This is a genomic window from Pedobacter indicus, from assembly GCF_003449035.1.
GTDB classification, from domain to species: domain Bacteria; phylum Bacteroidota; class Bacteroidia; order Sphingobacteriales; family Sphingobacteriaceae; genus Albibacterium; species Albibacterium indicum.
Genome location: NZ_QRGB01000001.1, coordinates 2,008,331 through 2,024,795, shown reverse-complemented (window position 1 = coordinate 2,024,795; position 16,465 = coordinate 2,008,331). Strand labels below are relative to the sequence as shown.

Below are 16,465 nucleotides of genomic sequence, written 5' to 3'. Positions count from 1 at the left end.
AAAAAAACGGAAAAGATATGTTACGCAATAAAATATGTTATGGAATCCTAATCAGCAGCTTGGTTTTTGGCTCATGCGGGGATCGCCTACTGGACAGCAGTCCGGATGACAAATACGTAGAAAGTAATTTCTGGAACTCAGAAGCAGCGGCAGACGCAGCCCTGACAGGCGTTTATAATATCCTGCGCTACGATGGTATCTATGGCAATGAGGCCACTCCACTTTGGGAGGACACTGCTACACCAAACGCTTATAATTACAGCGACGCCAAAGGCTTCAACTCCATCGCTTCCGGAAAGCAAATGGAAACCACCGGCGGCGTTATCGCCAACCGCTGGGCTCGCTCCTATATGGGGATCGGTCGCGCCAACACCTTCCTCGCGAATGTAGATCGAGTAGAGATCGACGAAGAAAAGAATGCTCGCATGAAGGGCGAAGCTAAATTCTTACGAGCCTTGTATTATTTCTTCCTAGAGGCCTATTATGGTGATGTTCCTCTAATCTTAGATCCACCAGCATTAGAGCAAGGCGATCGTCCTCGCACACCACGAGCCGAGGTCGTAGCTCAAATCATCAAAGATTTAGATGAAGCAGCACCTGTTCTCCCACCCTCTTATTCCGGCGCCAATGTTGGTCGCGTTACACAAGGTGCCGCACTAGCTTTAAAAGCAAGAGTATTACTCTTTGAGGCCAGCCCACTGTTTAACACCAACAATGACATCCAGAAATGGGATGCAGCCGCGAAAGCAGCCAAGGCCGTGATTGATCTGGGTCAGTACGACCTGTACCCCGACTATCGAGCTCTCTTTTTACCAGAGAATGAAAACAACGAAGAAGTCATCTTCGATATCCAATACATCTATCCTGATGGAGGACATTCGTTTGACCTGATCTGCCGTCAGTACAATACCAATGCCCCGCTGCGGGAGCTGATCGACGCCTATTATATGAAAGACGGCCTTCCTTACGAAGAGTCAGATTTATACGATCCGGATAATATTTACGCTAATCGCGACCCACGCATGGATATGACCATTGTTTATCCCGGCGCCACCTACATGGGTGAAACCGTTAGTGAAAGTCGCTTTGCGGTTACCGGCTATGGCATGAAGAAATACAGCATCTACGATGAAGAGAAACCGCCGTCCGACAAAGCCGATCTCAAAGGCGGACAGTCGGAGACCAATTACATGGTAATCCGCTATGCAGACGTGCTGCTGATGTATGCCGAAGCACTCAATGAATTCTCCGGTCCATCACCCCAAGTTTACGACGCACTCAATGCCATTCGCGATCGCGTTGATATGCCGCACATTGAACCCGGTCATACCAAAGAATCCCTTCGTGAAGAAATACGCCACGAACGCCGCATCGAACTTGTAGGCGAAGGTTATTTCTATAACGACATCCGTCGCTGGATGATCGGTGAGGAAATGTTGAGTGGCCCAGTCCACGCCTACAATGGCAAAGAGCTCGAAGTCCGCAGCTTTGATCCGAAACGCGACTACTGGTGGCCTATCCCACTTGGCGAGCTCGATCTGAATAAAGAATTGGATCAGAACCCTGAATACTAAGGGCACTCTTACCATCAAGGTAACCCTATTCAAAGAGGCTGTTCATTTAACCGAACAGCCTCTTTTTTATTTGTTCCAAACTCCGGCCGAGATTTTCAATTCTTATGGAATCATGATGAGAAAACGCTTTTAACTTTGTCAAGAAGAACAGTGTTCAAACAGTGGTTGAACAGTCCTCACACCCTGGTAAAACGACTGTTTGACTACTGTTTGTTTACTGATTGATCAGGGTTTGTTAACTGTTCATTTAAAACATGGTTGGAAGTGGGTGATACACGGTTGGCACCACCGTTGAAATGTGTTCGAAAAGGAACGGCGGATGTCCGCATGGTTAGCGTCGCAGCGCTTTCAATGGCGCTCATTGATGCTAGTTGGCAAGAATAGATTTACTCAGCAATTATTATTTCATCGCTGGATTCGCTATAATTGTATATTAATTAGCAAACTATGCCCGCAATTTATATATGCAAGAGCAAGCCAATAATCCTTTACATGGAAAACGATTAGATGACATCATCGAGAGCTTGGTGGCATAATACAAAGGCTGGGAAGGATTAGGACAGGAAATATAGATTAAGTGTTTCAATGAAAATCCAAGTCTTAAATCATCTTTGGTATTTTTAAGAAGAATACCGTGGGCAAGAACCAAAGTGGAAAACCTGTATGTCAAATTGCTGAGAAAAGGGAAACTTTAATTGTATCGGATAATTGCTAATACTCAAGCGCATCGACATTTTTCTTTAATACCCACTGGTCGTTTTCCAACAGAAAATGTGCTTCCGAACTTTTATTTCTTAATGAGTATTGGATGTACGCTTGTTGGAGTTCTTTATCGAAAATAATTCGATCGACATACAAACTATAGTGAAAGGTGTATCGCGGCGGCGACATACGGACTTGACCGCCTTGTTCAAATAACTTTAATTTTTTGTTTAGAAAATTAACCTTCTTCAGATAACTAGTTCTTCCCTCCTCCTCTTCGCTTAAAAAATCTACCACCTCTTTAACGAAGGCAGTATCAGCGACGATCATTCTGTAATGATTGATTGAGTCATCGACGCCCACTCGATAAACCGCACAATCAGTCAACCGATTGAAATCCGAGTAATTAGCAGACATAAAAAAAGAAAAGATATTTTTATGAGGATAGCTGGTTATCCCTTTTAACGTGCGTCTCTGCCTATGGCGAATGAGAGCCGAATCAATATCCGATTTATCTGTATAACAAACCTCTACTTCCGACTGAACGATAATATATTCTTCGCCGTGAGGAATAGCATCAGCATACTGAACTGTTGTTTCCTTTTTACTATATTCTTGAAACAAGGCCGTTAAAGCACTCCTTATTTTGATTCTATTCGTTTATCAGGAAGAGCTTTATTAATGTTATTTTCATTAATAAAGACATCCAGCACTTCCAGTGAATTGTTACTAAATGCGTCCTTTAGGGTGGACTCAGGATACTGAGCTTTCGCAGAGAAATGACATAGCAAAACTATGCCCAGTAAGAGACTAGTTTTAGTTAAAACAGTGGAAAAGATCGATGGAAAGTGATGCGCTTTCATAGCACAGGCTTTAATTGCTTTTCGTTTATGTTATTAAATGTATGATTTTTTAACGTAATGACCTGCGATTATGATAAAATTAGCTGCCAAAGGTTTCTTTATTTCTGCAAATATTCAATAACTTTAGCCTACTATAAACCTAAACCGAAAATCATGAAATGGTATTTAAAAGCCTGGAAAAACTATGCAAATTTTAGTGGAAGAGCACGCCGTACGGAATATTGGATGTTTGCTTTGTTCAATATTTTGGCGGCTGCGATTGCCCTTTACCTAGATAATGTTTTAGGACTTCCTATGCTTGTCGGGAACGAATTATATCCTTACAATTTTTACGGTCCTTTATATGCTTGTTACGCTGTAGCAGCATTGATCCCCGGTCTTGCGGTAACCGTTAGGCGCTTACATGATACTGGCAACAGCGGAGCAATGATCTTCATAAGCTTAATACCCGTCATTGGAGGAATCTGGTTATTGGTGCTTCTGCTGACAGATAGCAAGTATGGACCCAATAAATATGGTGAGAACCCTAAAATGGCTATGGCGTGACGGTAAAGTAATACGTTCGGACAAATTCAAACTTTCAATCCATCAATCAATTGCGTGGCCTTTTCAGGGTCATCGTGGTCCATATACAGTAACATCCCACACAGTCTAGTAACAGTCTAAAGTATATAAAAAATGGGCAGCTGACACCTACAAATCAATAACATGGAATATAGAATCAAATTAATTTGTTTGCTACTCTTAGTTTTCCACTTTGGGTGCGAACGTGAGCCGAAAATTGAAATGTACGATTTCTATTCTGCCCTAGAACCGAATATCGAAATAGCAGAAAAGTCAAAAGACCCAATCCAACTAGATTTCTGCACGATTACCACTTTCAATTGGGACAGCATTTACGTACTATCAGCTTACAGTAGGGCCTAAATGGTCAGAGATCTGGGATTTACTAATTCGGAACAAATTGAAGATATGCTTCCCGAACTGACATATGACGAAGGGAAGTGTGTTTTCCTATTTATTGAAGGTAAAGAAATAGTGAGATATAGTATAGTATCTAAAATACCGCTGGACATTACATATCTGTTTGATAATCGGCTGACTTCGCAATGGATTACCAGGCAAGATGCTTGTAATAATTTATATGTAGTTAAGGAAGGTAATATCTTGAAGCCTTTTATATTGAAAAAATAATGAACGGTATTTATCTTACAGTCCCCTCATCATGGGAAAACTGGTATTACTTAATTCATCGATTCGCCATTTGTTTTCCCAATTCGGTCAAAACATACTGCTGCTTGCTACTAGTGGGCTTGTCAGGAATTGTTAGAGCAACGAAACCATTATATACCGCTGGTTGCAAGTAAGTCTTTCTAAAGTGCTCGCGATCAGTCAAACCCAATTTTAATTGCAGTTCTCCTCTATTGTGAATCCCATCAAACACTTTTAAGAGTTCAACGACTTGCGGGGTATTTCTTGAGCAATAAATATTTAGCTTGCGATAATTGGCACCTTCACTCCTATCTTATATATCTTATGGTATGCTGGAATAGCTTGTCGTCTGGCCTTGATGTTGGCCAACGAAAAATCAGTAATCCCATTATCAAGATCAGGGTAAATAATTAAACATTCAATTACCTCATTGGAATTGTCGTCAATTTTTAACTCCCGACGAACCTTCTTTAATCTTGCATAGCCTGATACCTGGCGGATATCCTGGTGAACTTGTCCTCTTTGATATTTCAGCTTATATTTCGCATCAATTACCATGGCAAACTCTTTATGTGTCACTAAGATATCTAAAGAGTTACCATATGTACGAAATTGAAATTTTATAAACTTTTGATAATCAATATTAGCCAGACGCAGTTGAGCACAAAGATACATTTCAAATAAACCTGGCATATTAATCCAGAAGGGCGACGTAAATACTGTATGAATATTTTGTGCTGTGGTGATATTATAAGAGAATCGGTGAAGTATAAGTTTACCAATCTTTATTGCTTCTTTATATTCATTGTAGAACGGATTATGCTTTGCATACCGTAAATCGTCAGAACTAACCTCCGTATTAACTGGTTCAAAAGCTGGTGATATGTAGTTCAACGTATTCTTAATTTCATCAATACTGCTATGAAATAATTTCGAATGCGTATCCACATACAGTGCGACAAACTTTGACACCTTCTTCAGAAAACGGTTCTCATAAGTATCAACTCCGAAAACCTGATACTCGCAATAAGCCCGCGTGGGACGGTTTTTAAAGACATTCTGCTTTATATGTTGACCCACAAGTATTCGGCCTCTTACTTTATTGTTCAGATTTTCTTGCTCTTTGTAATAGGATTTTTTAAGTCCTTTTTGAACTATTCGTCTGACCAATTTAAGATAGCGAACGACCAACAGTGGAGTCAACATATCTTGCTGTGATTGTAGCTCGATTGGATGAGCGTCATAATCAAGATAAAACAAGTCGCCTAAATATGAATCGAAATAAACGTCACCCGCAACGATCATTAACATTCTAAGATAATCGACCTCCTCTTGTTTAAATAGATCGGCACCTTCAACTCGTTGCTGAAATTGTTTATCTTCCTGTTCCAGCTCCGGATCAGCCTCAACATTCGTTACTTCATCAAAAACAATTGAAACTTCCCGATTGAGTTTTGGTACTACTTGAATGAATCGCTTTTGCGGTATTAGCCAATCTACACCAATTAAATAATCAGCTTGAAGCGAATATTCCGTTTCAGTCTCTGTAAGAACAATACAAGACGTTTGATTCTTAAATAGCTTCTTCGACTGAAACGACCTTAGTAACGTTAAAGGAATAGTATGCTCAAGAGCATCACCTTGAGGAATTTTGCTATATGTTAATACTTTATGTTCTGTTAAAAGTAATCCCATTTCCTTAGGAAACCTGTAATGAACGAATCTTCTCTAATGCATTTTCCTTCAATACGCCATCCTTTACATACTCAAACAGGATTGGTTTAATCTCATATTTCAATCGAATATCTATCGAGCCGCCTTCTGGTGACCTATCGATAAAGTATGAGTGTCCTAATGCTACATCTTTAGGTTCGAATTCATGTGAAAGATAGATCGATCTAGTTTGGTAATCATCCGTTGTAAACAGGTTTTTTACGTCACGGAAAAGGTCAGATGCAAAATTCAAGCTTTCATCTTCCGAAAGGTCTTTCGACAATACATCTACAAAAGCAAACCTTCTTCTTATCGCATAATCAATATGACCTACACTTCGGTCGGCTGTATTCATTGTACCTATGATGTAAAGATTAGGAGGCAGGGATAACTTATTGTCACCCCCAACTTCATACATTGATTCGACGGCTTCACCGCGATATTCTAAAGCGTAAATCAGTTCGCCTAATACTGAAGATAAGTTGGCACGATTAATTTCATCCACAATAAGAACGTAATTTCGTAGCTCAATGGGTTTGTCTGTCTTCGATGTTGGTGGGAATGACTTTTCAAATTCCCTATATTTCTCAACTACTTTGATGAAGTAAGTCGCATGTTGCCTGGACAGCTCTTCCAAATCGGTCATCTTCTTGATGTCCTGACGCTCGGTGGCTCCATAATGGATAATTTTTTTCAACTCCGAAAATTTCATATTTAGACCATTCTGATGAGCTACCCATTTATCCCCTTTGTATCTAAAGCGCGTTTCATCGGCTGTAAACAAATAAACAGCATCAGTTATAGGGTATTTATGATCATCGCTGTGAGCTATTTCCTCTTTAATATGAGTTATAAAGGCCTCAAAAACTTCTTCGGTATCTTTTTCTTTTTTTGCTGGTTTAATCTGAGATGCAACATAATTCTCTAAAGCCCTTTGAGCAAAATCAGCTAGTATTTTGTTTTCAGCCTCATATAAAACTCCATCACCATCTTCATTGGGTTTTGAAACGATCCCTCGAACAAAATCTTCATAGGTAAAGCTCGGATGAAATTGAATCAATTTAAATTGCGGATTATCATCTAATAAGTCATCAAAAAGATATTTGGCAATAGCAACCGCCATCCGGTCATCATTGTTATCTACTTCATTATTCCATCTCTCTTGTTTAAACGAATTTAAGATTTTCGAATAGGTAATCGAATTGATTGTCCCTTTTTCTCTCGCTAAAACTATTTTATTATTCTCGTTGCTTTTTACAGTATAAGTAACCTCTCCTTTTACCGTTAATATTTGTAGTCCTGTCTGAATTTTCTCCTTTATTCTTTCTTCGGTTAGGGTTATAAAGTTTCTTGCTATCTGTTTAGCTTTCCGAGTTTTTCCAGTTCCGGGAGGCCCTTGTAGAATAATTTGTTTCTTGTATTTTAAAAGATCTATCATACGATCAGATTTAAAGACTTTAGTTTGATGAAAGACAATATATTCTTTAACGGCCGCAGAATAATATCCTTCTTTCCCATAAGAGGGGGCTTCTTCATGATAATACTTGCCTTTTTCTAATCGCTGCTCCTTTATAACATCCTCATAGAGATCAGCCAAAAACTCTAGATCATTAACCTCAAAGATGTTGACTTCCAGATAACTAGACAGAATTTCCAATGCCCTAATATACGAGCTAGTTTTATTCGATTTAACTGATGCTCTTGGAGATAGCCACTTCTTAAACTCTTCTTTGTAGTGAGGTTCATCAGAATTCATCTTGTCTAATAAGAACTCATAGTATTTTTTATCTTCCTCTGCTACCGAGTCATAGGAGGTTATATTGGTTAATGTTTTTAACACCAAAGAATGATCGATGGGCCACACACCTTTTTTTAGCCATTTAACTTTTCTGCAACTTTTATAGTTTGTTCTATCTTGGCTATAATAATAATTTGAGGTAACTTGTCCATACCCTAAAAGGGTACTACGACCCTTTTTCACAATGATGATATCTCCTATTTGGATACCATTAGCAAACTCCCAATTGGCAGCCGTTGCATTGTATGGGTTATCACCCATATTAAGTTCTATTAATGCCTGTTTAACTTCGTCCTTGCTGGGATATTGACTTAGATCTCCCATATCATCCCAGCCTAAGCCGATAAGGCCTTCTTCATAAAATTCATCCCAGTACTTCGCATTTTCACCAGGAGCGAATAACCAATATTGCTTAATATTAGAGATTTTTTCTTCGTCCATATTTCATATTATTGCACTTATTACCAAAACAAAAGCAACCCTGTCTGCCCAAATACCTCTGGGTGCTATTCTTAAAATCTTCCTTAAAGCTCTAATTCAATCTTTGTTTGGCAAACTCACATAGACATCTCGTAAGCAACCATCGGCAATATACCAAATAAAGCTAACGAGTTTATTGTGAGAAGTTTGTGTCATTTATTTTTGAATAGCGCATAAGTATGGTTTGTTTGACGCAAAATAACCCTTTTTTGATGGAATAGCAATACGTATTCGTAATATTAGGAATGGGTATTATAGATTTTTGCCATCGGTGGCAGGTATTCGAAATTTTCGAACAACTCTTATTTTAAGAACTAAGAAAATGAGCAGCTATTACCCGAAAAAACAGTGATGAGGGTCGTCTTTTATTTCGGAAAGCAGTACTTGCAAGTTTACGTTCTCAGGCTGCGGGTCATATAGCTCCCATTTACCTGATGCTCGTAGCCAATATAATTTCCATAATTTACTTGATTTGACGTATCGTATCTTTGCAAATTCATATTGCCTGTACTCTATGGGATTGTTCCATTGCGGCCGGATTTCAAAGAGTAAGACAATTTGACCGTCCCATGAATATCCAAAATCTATTTTTTTGCGAAGTTCTTCGTCAGCGGGTCGCAAGGAGTTTATAAAACTCTTTAATTGTACTTCATGTATTGATATTGTTGTTTCTGCCATAATGAGATGGTTATTTCGTTTATTAGTGCCCCAGAGTTATATTCATAAAATGACGATATTCGATTGTTCTTATACTTAAATATCGGCAACATAGTGAAATTAAAATATTATCCGAAACCACTGACATCGATCGTTCATCTGCTTTTGTTTTTATTTGTATTTTTGTTGTTTTCTGCAAGGGAGAAGGAGTCTCTACGATTTGATTTTATTAATGATGTCTTTCCTGACTTTCATTTATACATATCAAATTTTGCGATTGCATACTTGATTATCTCTGGAGTGTGTTATTTATGGCTATTAATGGGTGTATCATTTCGTTATGTGCTGTATTTTAGTTTGGCAATTTTGGTGGTCAATTTTGCCTACGAGATGTGGATACCCTTATTGAATACACTGGATATGGTCGATGCGTATTATGGGCTAGCAGGTGTGCTGATAGCAACAGCTGAGGTATATGTGATAAAAAGATGGGGACTCTTACCGAACCCCCATTATGCTTCTTAACGCTATCTTCTCGTCTTAGGCTTGGAGGACATTACAAACTCCAACTCACCGCCTTGGATGATGTCATCATGGCTGATTTTGAAGCCTTGGATATCTTCCCCATTCCAGCGAACACGACTCACGTACATATTCTTTTCGGATTGGTTTACTGCGTTTATTTTCAATGTTTTGCCGTTCTGCAGAGCTATTTCTGCCGACTTTACCAATGGGCTACCCAACCAGTAATGATTATCTCCTGGCGCAACGGGATAAAAACCCAGGGAAGTGAAGAGGTACCATGCTGACATTTGTCCACAATCATCGTTTCCGCCCAAACCGGCGGGACCATTATGGTATTGATTGCGAATAATCTGCCGTACCCGCTCCTGCGTTTTCCAAGGACTCGATGTCAAGTTATACAGATATGCCACATGATGAGCAGGCTCGTTACCGTGCACATAATTACCGATAATCCCTTCGCGGGTAATATCTTCTGTGTTGGCGAAAAACTTGTCTGGTAAATGCATGGTAAAGAGAGAATCTAAATACGTTTCCAAGGCTGACTGTCCACCTAACACCTCCATCAGCTCTTCCGGCTGATGAGGAACATATAAAGAATAGTTCCAGGTATTTCCCTCAATAAAGCCTTGTCCGTGGGTCTCCAACACGTCAAACTCTTCACGAAACTTGCCTTGACTATCTTTAGGTCTCATAAACCCAATGCTTGGATCAAAAAGATTTCGCCAGGATTCAGCACGTTTTGAAAATTCAGCAGCGATATCGTCCTTACCTAGTTTTTTAGCTAATTGTGCAATACACCAATCGTCATAAGCGTATTCAAGTGTATTAGATACTGAAGTGCCGTTTACATCGTCCGGAACATAACCTAGATCCATATATTCCCCAATACCTTCATAGCGCCTAGCTTTTGCCGTCTGCACACAGACTGCCAACGCAGCCTCTGCGTCTCCCTTGTATACACCTTTCAGAATAGCATCAACGACCACAGATACAGAATGATAACCACTCATACACCAATTTTCATTGGCATAATGCGACCAGATAGGCAGCATCTGTAGTACCGACTGGTCGTAATGTGCCATCATGGATGATACCATATCAGCATTCCGCTCCGGGTCAACCAAATTCAGCCAAGGGTGAAAGGCGCGGAATGTATCCCAAAGTGAAAAAGACGTATAATTTACAAAACCCTCAGCCTTATGCACTTCATGGTCCAAACCCTTATACTCGCCATTGACATCCATGTATACTGTGGGCATTAAATTCGCATGATATACCGACGTGTAGAAGTTCACTAAGTCCTCCTTATTGAGCATATCAACCGTAAACTTTGACAGCTCATCTTCCCAAGCCTTTTTCCCTTGATTAACCACAGCATCAAAATCCCAATGAGGTGCTTCAGCAGCCATATTTTCAAGAGCATTGGACATGCTGACCGGACTTAGTGCAACTTTCATCATGATCTGTTCACCTTCATCAGTATCAAAATCTAAATGCATTCTGATGTTGTGAGCCGCCAGTTCAGGGAAATTATCCTCCTGATCAAACTTACGCCAAAAGCCTCGGTATTGCACGTCTTTATCCAGATATTTTGCTCCGTAATTCCTAAAAGGCTTCGAAGTTTTGATAGCAAAATATACAGTTCGCGTTCTCGCCCAACCATTGGTTTGCCGATAGCCCGTCAGTGTAGAATCATTCAATACGCGAACGACTGTCCACACGTTTTTTCCATCGTAATTGTAGATACCGGCTGTCAGGTCTAAAATCAAATGTGATGCATCCGAAGCCGGATACGTATAACGATGCATGCCGACGCGCGTGGTGGTAGTCAGCTCAGCTTTGATCTGATGATCGTCCAACTTTACACGATAATAATTAGGCTCGGCCAGTTCATTGTCATGGTTATAAAGCGAACGGTAACCATTTTCGGGATGATCAGCCGTTCCCGGATTAAGTTGTAGCTTCCCTTGCGTCGGCATGACCAGAATATCTCCCAGATCCGAATGTCCTGTTCCCGAAAAATGCGTATGACTAAAGCCTACGATAGTCGGATCATCATACTGATAACCAGCACAATACCTATATACATCACCGGTATATTGACCGTTGACCGCATAGGGAATGGTATCCGTATCCGGACTGAGCTGTACAGAACCAAAAGGAACCGTAGCGCCGGGAAATGTATGTCCCATCTTGGCCGTACCAATCAGTGGTTTTACATATTGCGTAAGTGGTGTTTGCTGAGCGAAACCAACTAGCGGTAAAATTGCCGCCATCAGTATACTATGGATGTATTTTTTCATTTTTGATGATATCGGTTGCTCGAAATTAATAAAAACATCTTAGCTTCAAATAGGGTAGCCTAGTAGTTTCTTTATTTAACCAACTTAAGGTTGCCTAATTTCCGTAACTTAGCAACGTATGAAGACACCCGTTTCTCAACCTAAAAACAAGGATCCGCGACTATCTAACCGAGTTTCCGCAGGAAGCCCCAATGATCATTTAGCCAATGAACGAACTTTCTTGGCCTGGATCAGAACCAGTATAGGGATTATGGGATTTGGTTTTGTTGTTGTGAAGTTTTCCTTGTTTACCAGACAAATTACGGCGGCTGTTGTGACTGGACAGCTTACTCATACATCCATCGAATCAAAAATCGTCGGCATTGTATTAGTCGTGGTCGGCGCATTGATCTTGCTCCTATCCTACTTGCGTTATGAAAAAATTAAAAATCGCTTAAACAAAGGCTTTTACTACCATACATCTTCATTCAATCGAGTAGTAACGGGTGTACTGCTTTTTGTAAGTATTATTTTGATTGTTTATTTGAGCACGACGTAGGGCGTCTTATTTGCCTTAGACCTTACCGAAACCTGATCGACCGGGTTTCCATATCGATCGTAAAGTGTCAAAGTTAAGCGCTTTTTATTGGCTTTCATGATTATGGCTCCTACAGTATTGCTCCCTTCAGTCCAACGAGACTTAATGAGATCATTGTTGTGAAGTAGCTCACCCATAGATCGCCCTCTATCGTTATCCGAGGAAGGTGTTTGTATGTACACGGTTCCTTTTGTGCCGTCCGTCTCTTGGTCAGCGTATAGCGTGTTGGTGCGCACATAGATATGATTATTGCCGCTGATGGCAAGATCTACCCCTTGCTCGTCAAACAACTTTTTCCATCTGCTATATTGCGAACTCTTTCCATCGTTCCCCATAAACCACTGGTAATGTGATATGACGATAACGTACTTTGCATGATTATTTTTGATGACCTCCCGTGTCCATTCCTGCGCCATTGCCAACTCCTCATCACTTTTCATTGCCTCGCTGTTGAGCATGACGAAGAGAGCATCACCATAAATAAAATGATATGACACTCCAACTTCCCCCTCATAACCATTGATCGGGTTGTTGTTTACATTCCGGAAAAACTCATTGCTTTGTGCATGTTGACGAGTCATATTTTCATGATTCCCATTGACTCCCGCCCACACGTACTTTTTGAAAGGAGCTTCTTCATACAATGTTGGCCAAAACGAATAGCTGCCGCCCCAAGCGGACATGTCTCCTATATGAAGCATCATATCAAATGGCTTCTTATTTTGTTTTTCCAGCTGGTGTATCATTGCCATGCCTGCTTTTTGCCTGTTTGGCAGTGGGGCGTAAACGTGCATATCGGAAATTATACCCATACTCCATTTAGCCGATTTTGGCGCTGTCTTGAAATAACGAATTTCGCTGTTGTTGTTAGAAGGCTCGCTGTTGTCATCAAACACGGGGTTATCAGACATGGCTTCTCCTGAAGTCAACTTGTACTTATACTCCGTGTCCGCTTCTAGCCCTTTCAAGGTAATCGTATTCCTCATAAAGCGAGCATTCTCATAGAAATCTTCACCATTCGGCTTTTTCGAATAAATACTGTCAAAAACAGTACATAATTCTTGGTCAGCCCGCGTGGTGATCGCTCTTTTCCACTTTTTGTCTGATCTCTTGGTATAGGTAATATAGGAATCTCCATCACCCAGGTCCGTATGCCAATTGAATCGGATTTCGGTTGAAGCATCTTCTCCCGGATTGGCAATAACGGTGTATGCAGTAGTCTGAGCCAAAGCCGGATTAAGCCATACCAAAGTGACAATCGCAACTACAAGCAGAGTCAGTTTTTTCTTCATCTTGGGTGCCTTCGCAAGTGTTTTATATCCATCAAATATAGATACAAATCCTGTTTTCTAAAATGGGCTTAGGTTGATGAATATTGCTGGTGACATACCTAGTACATAAAGGTATATTCGCATGGCTCAAATCTAAAAAGCAGCACAACTTTCGCTGTGCTGCTTCAAGGTTTATTCATTGTATGATTTTGATATATTAATGGTGGTGTGTATCGCCAACCAAAGCACCTTCTATAGCTTCTAGGGTATGAGTGTAATCTACATAAGCTGCTACGTAAGCTCTTCCTTCTTCGGTCGAGTTATCTTTTACTTTGCTCAGTGTATTTACCTTTTCGTACTTCTCAGAGATGACACGTCGGATATGCCTGTCAAGATTAGTTAACAAGGTGTTTACGTTTTCATCGGCAATGGCCTTGTCAGCCATCTGCACAATGGAGGTTGCGGAACCCGCTGGTTTTAATCCGGTAAACCCTGCACCTTCGCCTTCGCGGTGGATGCGAACCAACGTTTCAAGGAAGTGCTTTTCTACAATCCCGTAAACTTCAGCGTCTTCATTCTTTAATGCCACGGTTTTCTTAAATAAGCTTTTTATTTCTTCTTCATGCTCCTTTTCAATCCATTTCATGACATAGCTTACTTCGCCTTTATCCAGTGCTTTTAGTGCGTCTTGGATAACTGGGCCGTCGTACGAGTCACAATGGGCATAGATGGGCATGCTGAATGCGAGCATGAATGCGGCTAATAACATAGTAGTTTTGCCAAATAATTTCTTGAGATGATTTAATGTTTTCATTTCTATTCCTTTCTTTATATTTAAATGATTATCAGTTATTTACAATACAAATATAGCTCCTTTTTCGACGGGCGGGAAGGTCTGATAGTAGGCAGAAGTGGTATAAAAGTCGGATTCAACTGATACTTCGGAAAACGTACGAGTCTTACGGCATTCAGTATGACCAGCAGTACGCTCAATTCATGAATCAACATGCCAGATGCCAAGTGTACATAATCTGTGAGCACGCCAGCCAATAAGATGGCAACAGTAGTCAGCGACAAATAGGTATTCTGCTTCATGTTACGAATAGTAGCCTTCGCCAAATTAATAGCATATGGCAATTTGTCGAGTTTATCTGACATAAGGACAACATCGGCTGTCTGCATGGTAACGTCGGTAGCGGTCCCACCCATGGCGATGCCTACATCTGCGGTTGCGATGGCAGGTGCATCATTAATACCGTCACCTATCATGGCAAGCTTGGTTCCCGATTTTTTACAGGTTTTTACTTTATCCACTTTGTCTTGTGGCAATAGCTCAGCGAATACTTGGTCAATTCCTAATTGCGCCGCAACCTGGTCTGCTACCCGCTTGTTATCACCGGTAAGCGTAACAGTACGTTTGATTCCGCTATCACGTAATTGTACTAAAGAGTCATAGGCTTCGTCGCGGATCTGATCGGCAATGGAAATGACACCGACAACGTTGTTTTGACGGGCGACTAACACTGCGGTACTCCCTTGTTTTTCTTGCTCCAGCATGTAGGTACTGATTTCTTTATCAATAAAAATTCCTAGTTTTTTCGCACCTGAGCTGTTTCCTATATAAACCTCTTGATCAGCCAGTCGGGCTGTCAATCCGTGTCCTTTCATGATGTTTGTTTCGTTTGGTTGCTGGCGAAGTGATAAACCTCGTTCCTCTGCTTTTTTGACTATGGTTTTTCCTAAATGGTGTTCGGATACCACTTCAACTTCGGCAGCCAAGGTGAGTAGTTCGTCCTCTGAAATCCCAATAGCATTGATGGCAGTAACTTCAGGTTTCCCTTTGGTTAGGGTACCGGTTTTATCAAATACGATGGCATTAACCTTGGCTAGGTTTTCCATTTTATCTCCACCTTTGATCAGGATACCATTTTTAGCTCCATTACCGATTCCGGCTACAATGGATACCGGCACAGAAATAACGAGGGCACCCGGACAAGCGATTACCAAGAAAGTGAGCGCAAGGTAAACGTCTTGTGTAATTGCCCAAACAAACAGAGCAAGTATGATAATGCCGGGTGTATAGTACTTAGCAAAGCGCTCCATAAATTTCTGTGTTTCGGCTTTGGTTTCTTGTGCCTCTTCAACCAATTCAATTATCTTAGAAAAGGTGGTATCCTCTCCTACTTTTTCAGCGGCTATTTCAAGGTAGCCATTGTCTGAAATCGTACTACTGAATACAGGATCACCGGTGTTCTTACTTACGGGGACAGATTCACCGGTAATGGCTGCCTCATTGATCAACGCGCTGCCAGAAATTACAGTACCGTCTACAGGTATACGTCCGCCCGGCTGAACGATAACGGTATCGCCTTTTTCCACTTCATCGGCAGGAATGGTGATTCGCTTACCATCTTTCAGTATGGTAGCTTCTATGGGTGCCATATTGATGAGTGAACGCAATGAAGATCTGGTCTTCCGTAGGGTGCGACCTTCTAGGTAGTCACCAAAAAGGAAAAGGAAAGTAACAACAGCCGACTCAGTATATTCGCCAATAATCATGGCGCCTAAGACAGCAACGGTTACTAGTAGGTCAATACTAAAGGCTTTCATCCGCAAGGACTGGAAGGCTTTGACGGCAATGGGGAACCCTGCGATCACCGAAGAGATAATAAGAAGAATATTTTGTGTTTGGCTGCCAGGGCTGACCAAGTAACTTATCAAGGCGGCCACGAGTAGGCCGCCCGATAGGAATGTTAATCTATTTTTTGTTATGCTTTTCATGTTTTCTAT

General features: G+C 40.8%; 16 protein-coding genes. 5 read left to right on the top strand and 11 right to left on the bottom strand.

The window, feature by feature from the left end; all coding sequences use genetic code 11:
• The first annotated feature begins 17 nt into the window (after nucleotides 1-17).
• Nucleotides 18-1,574 carry a RagB/SusD family nutrient uptake outer membrane protein gene (locus tag D3P12_RS09130; protein WP_118194820.1) on the top strand — a complete coding sequence of 519 codons (1,557 nt, stop codon included), beginning with the start codon at nucleotides 18-20 and terminating at the stop codon, nucleotides 1,572-1,574.
• A gap of 203 nt (nucleotides 1,575-1,777) precedes the next feature.
• Here D3P12_RS09130 and D3P12_RS15350 read toward each other — a convergent pair whose 3' ends face one another.
• Nucleotides 1,778-1,936 (bottom strand): hypothetical protein, encoded by a 159-nt coding sequence (locus D3P12_RS15350; RefSeq protein WP_157970306.1) that lies wholly within the window; start codon nucleotides 1,934-1,936, stop codon nucleotides 1,778-1,780.
• A 210-nt stretch (nucleotides 1,937-2,146) separates the two neighbouring features.
• Between D3P12_RS15350 and D3P12_RS15675 the strand changes: the two genes are divergently transcribed.
• Complete coding sequence (locus tag D3P12_RS15675; RefSeq protein WP_317124666.1) at nucleotides 2,147-2,269, top strand: VF530 family DNA-binding protein; 123 nt, start codon at nucleotides 2,147-2,149, stop codon at nucleotides 2,267-2,269.
• Between the two features lie 16 nt (nucleotides 2,270-2,285).
• Here D3P12_RS15675 and D3P12_RS09120 read toward each other — a convergent pair whose 3' ends face one another.
• Nucleotides 2,286-2,900: a hypothetical protein gene (locus tag D3P12_RS09120; RefSeq protein WP_118194818.1), complete on the bottom strand. Its 615-nt coding sequence runs from the start codon at nucleotides 2,898-2,900 to the stop codon at nucleotides 2,286-2,288.
• A gap of 17 nt (nucleotides 2,901-2,917) precedes the next feature.
• Nucleotides 2,918-3,139: a hypothetical protein gene (locus tag D3P12_RS09115; RefSeq protein ID WP_118194816.1), complete on the bottom strand. Its 222-nt coding sequence runs from the start codon at nucleotides 3,137-3,139 to the stop codon at nucleotides 2,918-2,920.
• Between the two features lie 153 nt (nucleotides 3,140-3,292).
• On the opposite strand from D3P12_RS09115, the gene D3P12_RS09110 reads away from it, so the two are divergent.
• A complete protein-coding gene (locus tag D3P12_RS09110; protein WP_118197045.1) occupies nucleotides 3,293-3,685 on the top strand; it encodes a DUF805 domain-containing protein in 393 nt (130 codons plus the stop codon).
• Nucleotides 3,686-4,388: 703 nt separating this feature from the next.
• Here the strand turns inward: D3P12_RS09110 and D3P12_RS15760 are convergent.
• From D3P12_RS15760 to D3P12_RS09085, 4 genes are all read right to left on the bottom strand, one after another.
• A complete protein-coding gene (locus tag D3P12_RS15760) occupies nucleotides 4,389-4,628 on the bottom strand; it encodes a Fic family protein (protein ID WP_118194811.1) in 240 nt (79 codons plus the stop codon).
• Between the two features lie 2 nt (nucleotides 4,629-4,630).
• On the bottom strand, nucleotides 4,631-6,046 hold the full coding sequence (locus D3P12_RS09095) for a 5-methylcytosine restriction system specificity protein McrC (protein ID WP_118194809.1): 1,416 nt from the start codon (nucleotides 6,044-6,046) through the stop codon (nucleotides 4,631-4,633).
• A gap of 4 nt (nucleotides 6,047-6,050) precedes the next feature.
• Nucleotides 6,051-8,303, bottom strand: a complete 2,253-nt coding sequence (locus tag D3P12_RS15490) for an AAA family ATPase (protein WP_205941081.1) — start codon at nucleotides 8,301-8,303, stop codon at nucleotides 6,051-6,053.
• Between the two features lie 372 nt (nucleotides 8,304-8,675).
• Nucleotides 8,676-9,020, bottom strand: a complete 345-nt coding sequence (locus D3P12_RS09085) for a DUF3024 domain-containing protein (RefSeq protein ID WP_118194807.1) — start codon at nucleotides 9,018-9,020, stop codon at nucleotides 8,676-8,678.
• 93 nt (nucleotides 9,021-9,113) lie between these two features.
• Here D3P12_RS09085 and D3P12_RS09080 point away from each other — a divergent pair, with 93 nt between their 5' ends.
• Complete coding sequence (locus tag D3P12_RS09080; RefSeq protein WP_118194806.1) at nucleotides 9,114-9,524, top strand: hypothetical protein; 411 nt, start codon at nucleotides 9,114-9,116, stop codon at nucleotides 9,522-9,524.
• A gap of 2 nt (nucleotides 9,525-9,526) precedes the next feature.
• Here D3P12_RS09080 and D3P12_RS09075 read toward each other — a convergent pair whose 3' ends face one another.
• The gene (locus D3P12_RS09075; RefSeq protein ID WP_118194804.1) at nucleotides 9,527-11,827 is read right to left on the bottom strand and encodes a GH92 family glycosyl hydrolase; all 2,301 of its coding nucleotides are present in this window, start codon (nucleotides 11,825-11,827) and stop codon (nucleotides 9,527-9,529) included.
• Between the two features lie 118 nt (nucleotides 11,828-11,945).
• Here D3P12_RS09075 and D3P12_RS09070 point away from each other — a divergent pair, with 118 nt between their 5' ends.
• Nucleotides 11,946-12,365 (top strand): YidH family protein, encoded by a 420-nt coding sequence (locus D3P12_RS09070; RefSeq protein WP_118194802.1) that lies wholly within the window; start codon nucleotides 11,946-11,948, stop codon nucleotides 12,363-12,365.
• Here the strand turns inward: D3P12_RS09070 and D3P12_RS09065 are convergent.
• From D3P12_RS09065 to D3P12_RS09055, 3 genes are all read right to left on the bottom strand, one after another.
• On the bottom strand, nucleotides 12,347-13,696 hold the full coding sequence (locus D3P12_RS09065) for a purple acid phosphatase family protein (RefSeq protein WP_118194800.1): 1,350 nt from the start codon (nucleotides 13,694-13,696) through the stop codon (nucleotides 12,347-12,349). The genes D3P12_RS09070 and D3P12_RS09065 overlap by 19 nt on opposite strands.
• Nucleotides 13,697-13,892: 196 nt before the next feature.
• Complete coding sequence (locus D3P12_RS09060) at nucleotides 13,893-14,489, bottom strand: DUF6448 family protein (RefSeq protein ID WP_118194798.1); 597 nt, start codon at nucleotides 14,487-14,489, stop codon at nucleotides 13,893-13,895.
• Between the two features lie 35 nt (nucleotides 14,490-14,524).
• A complete protein-coding gene (locus D3P12_RS09055) occupies nucleotides 14,525-16,456 on the bottom strand; it encodes a heavy metal translocating P-type ATPase (RefSeq protein WP_118194796.1) in 1,932 nt (643 codons plus the stop codon).
• Nucleotides 16,457-16,465: the final 9 nt, after the last annotated feature.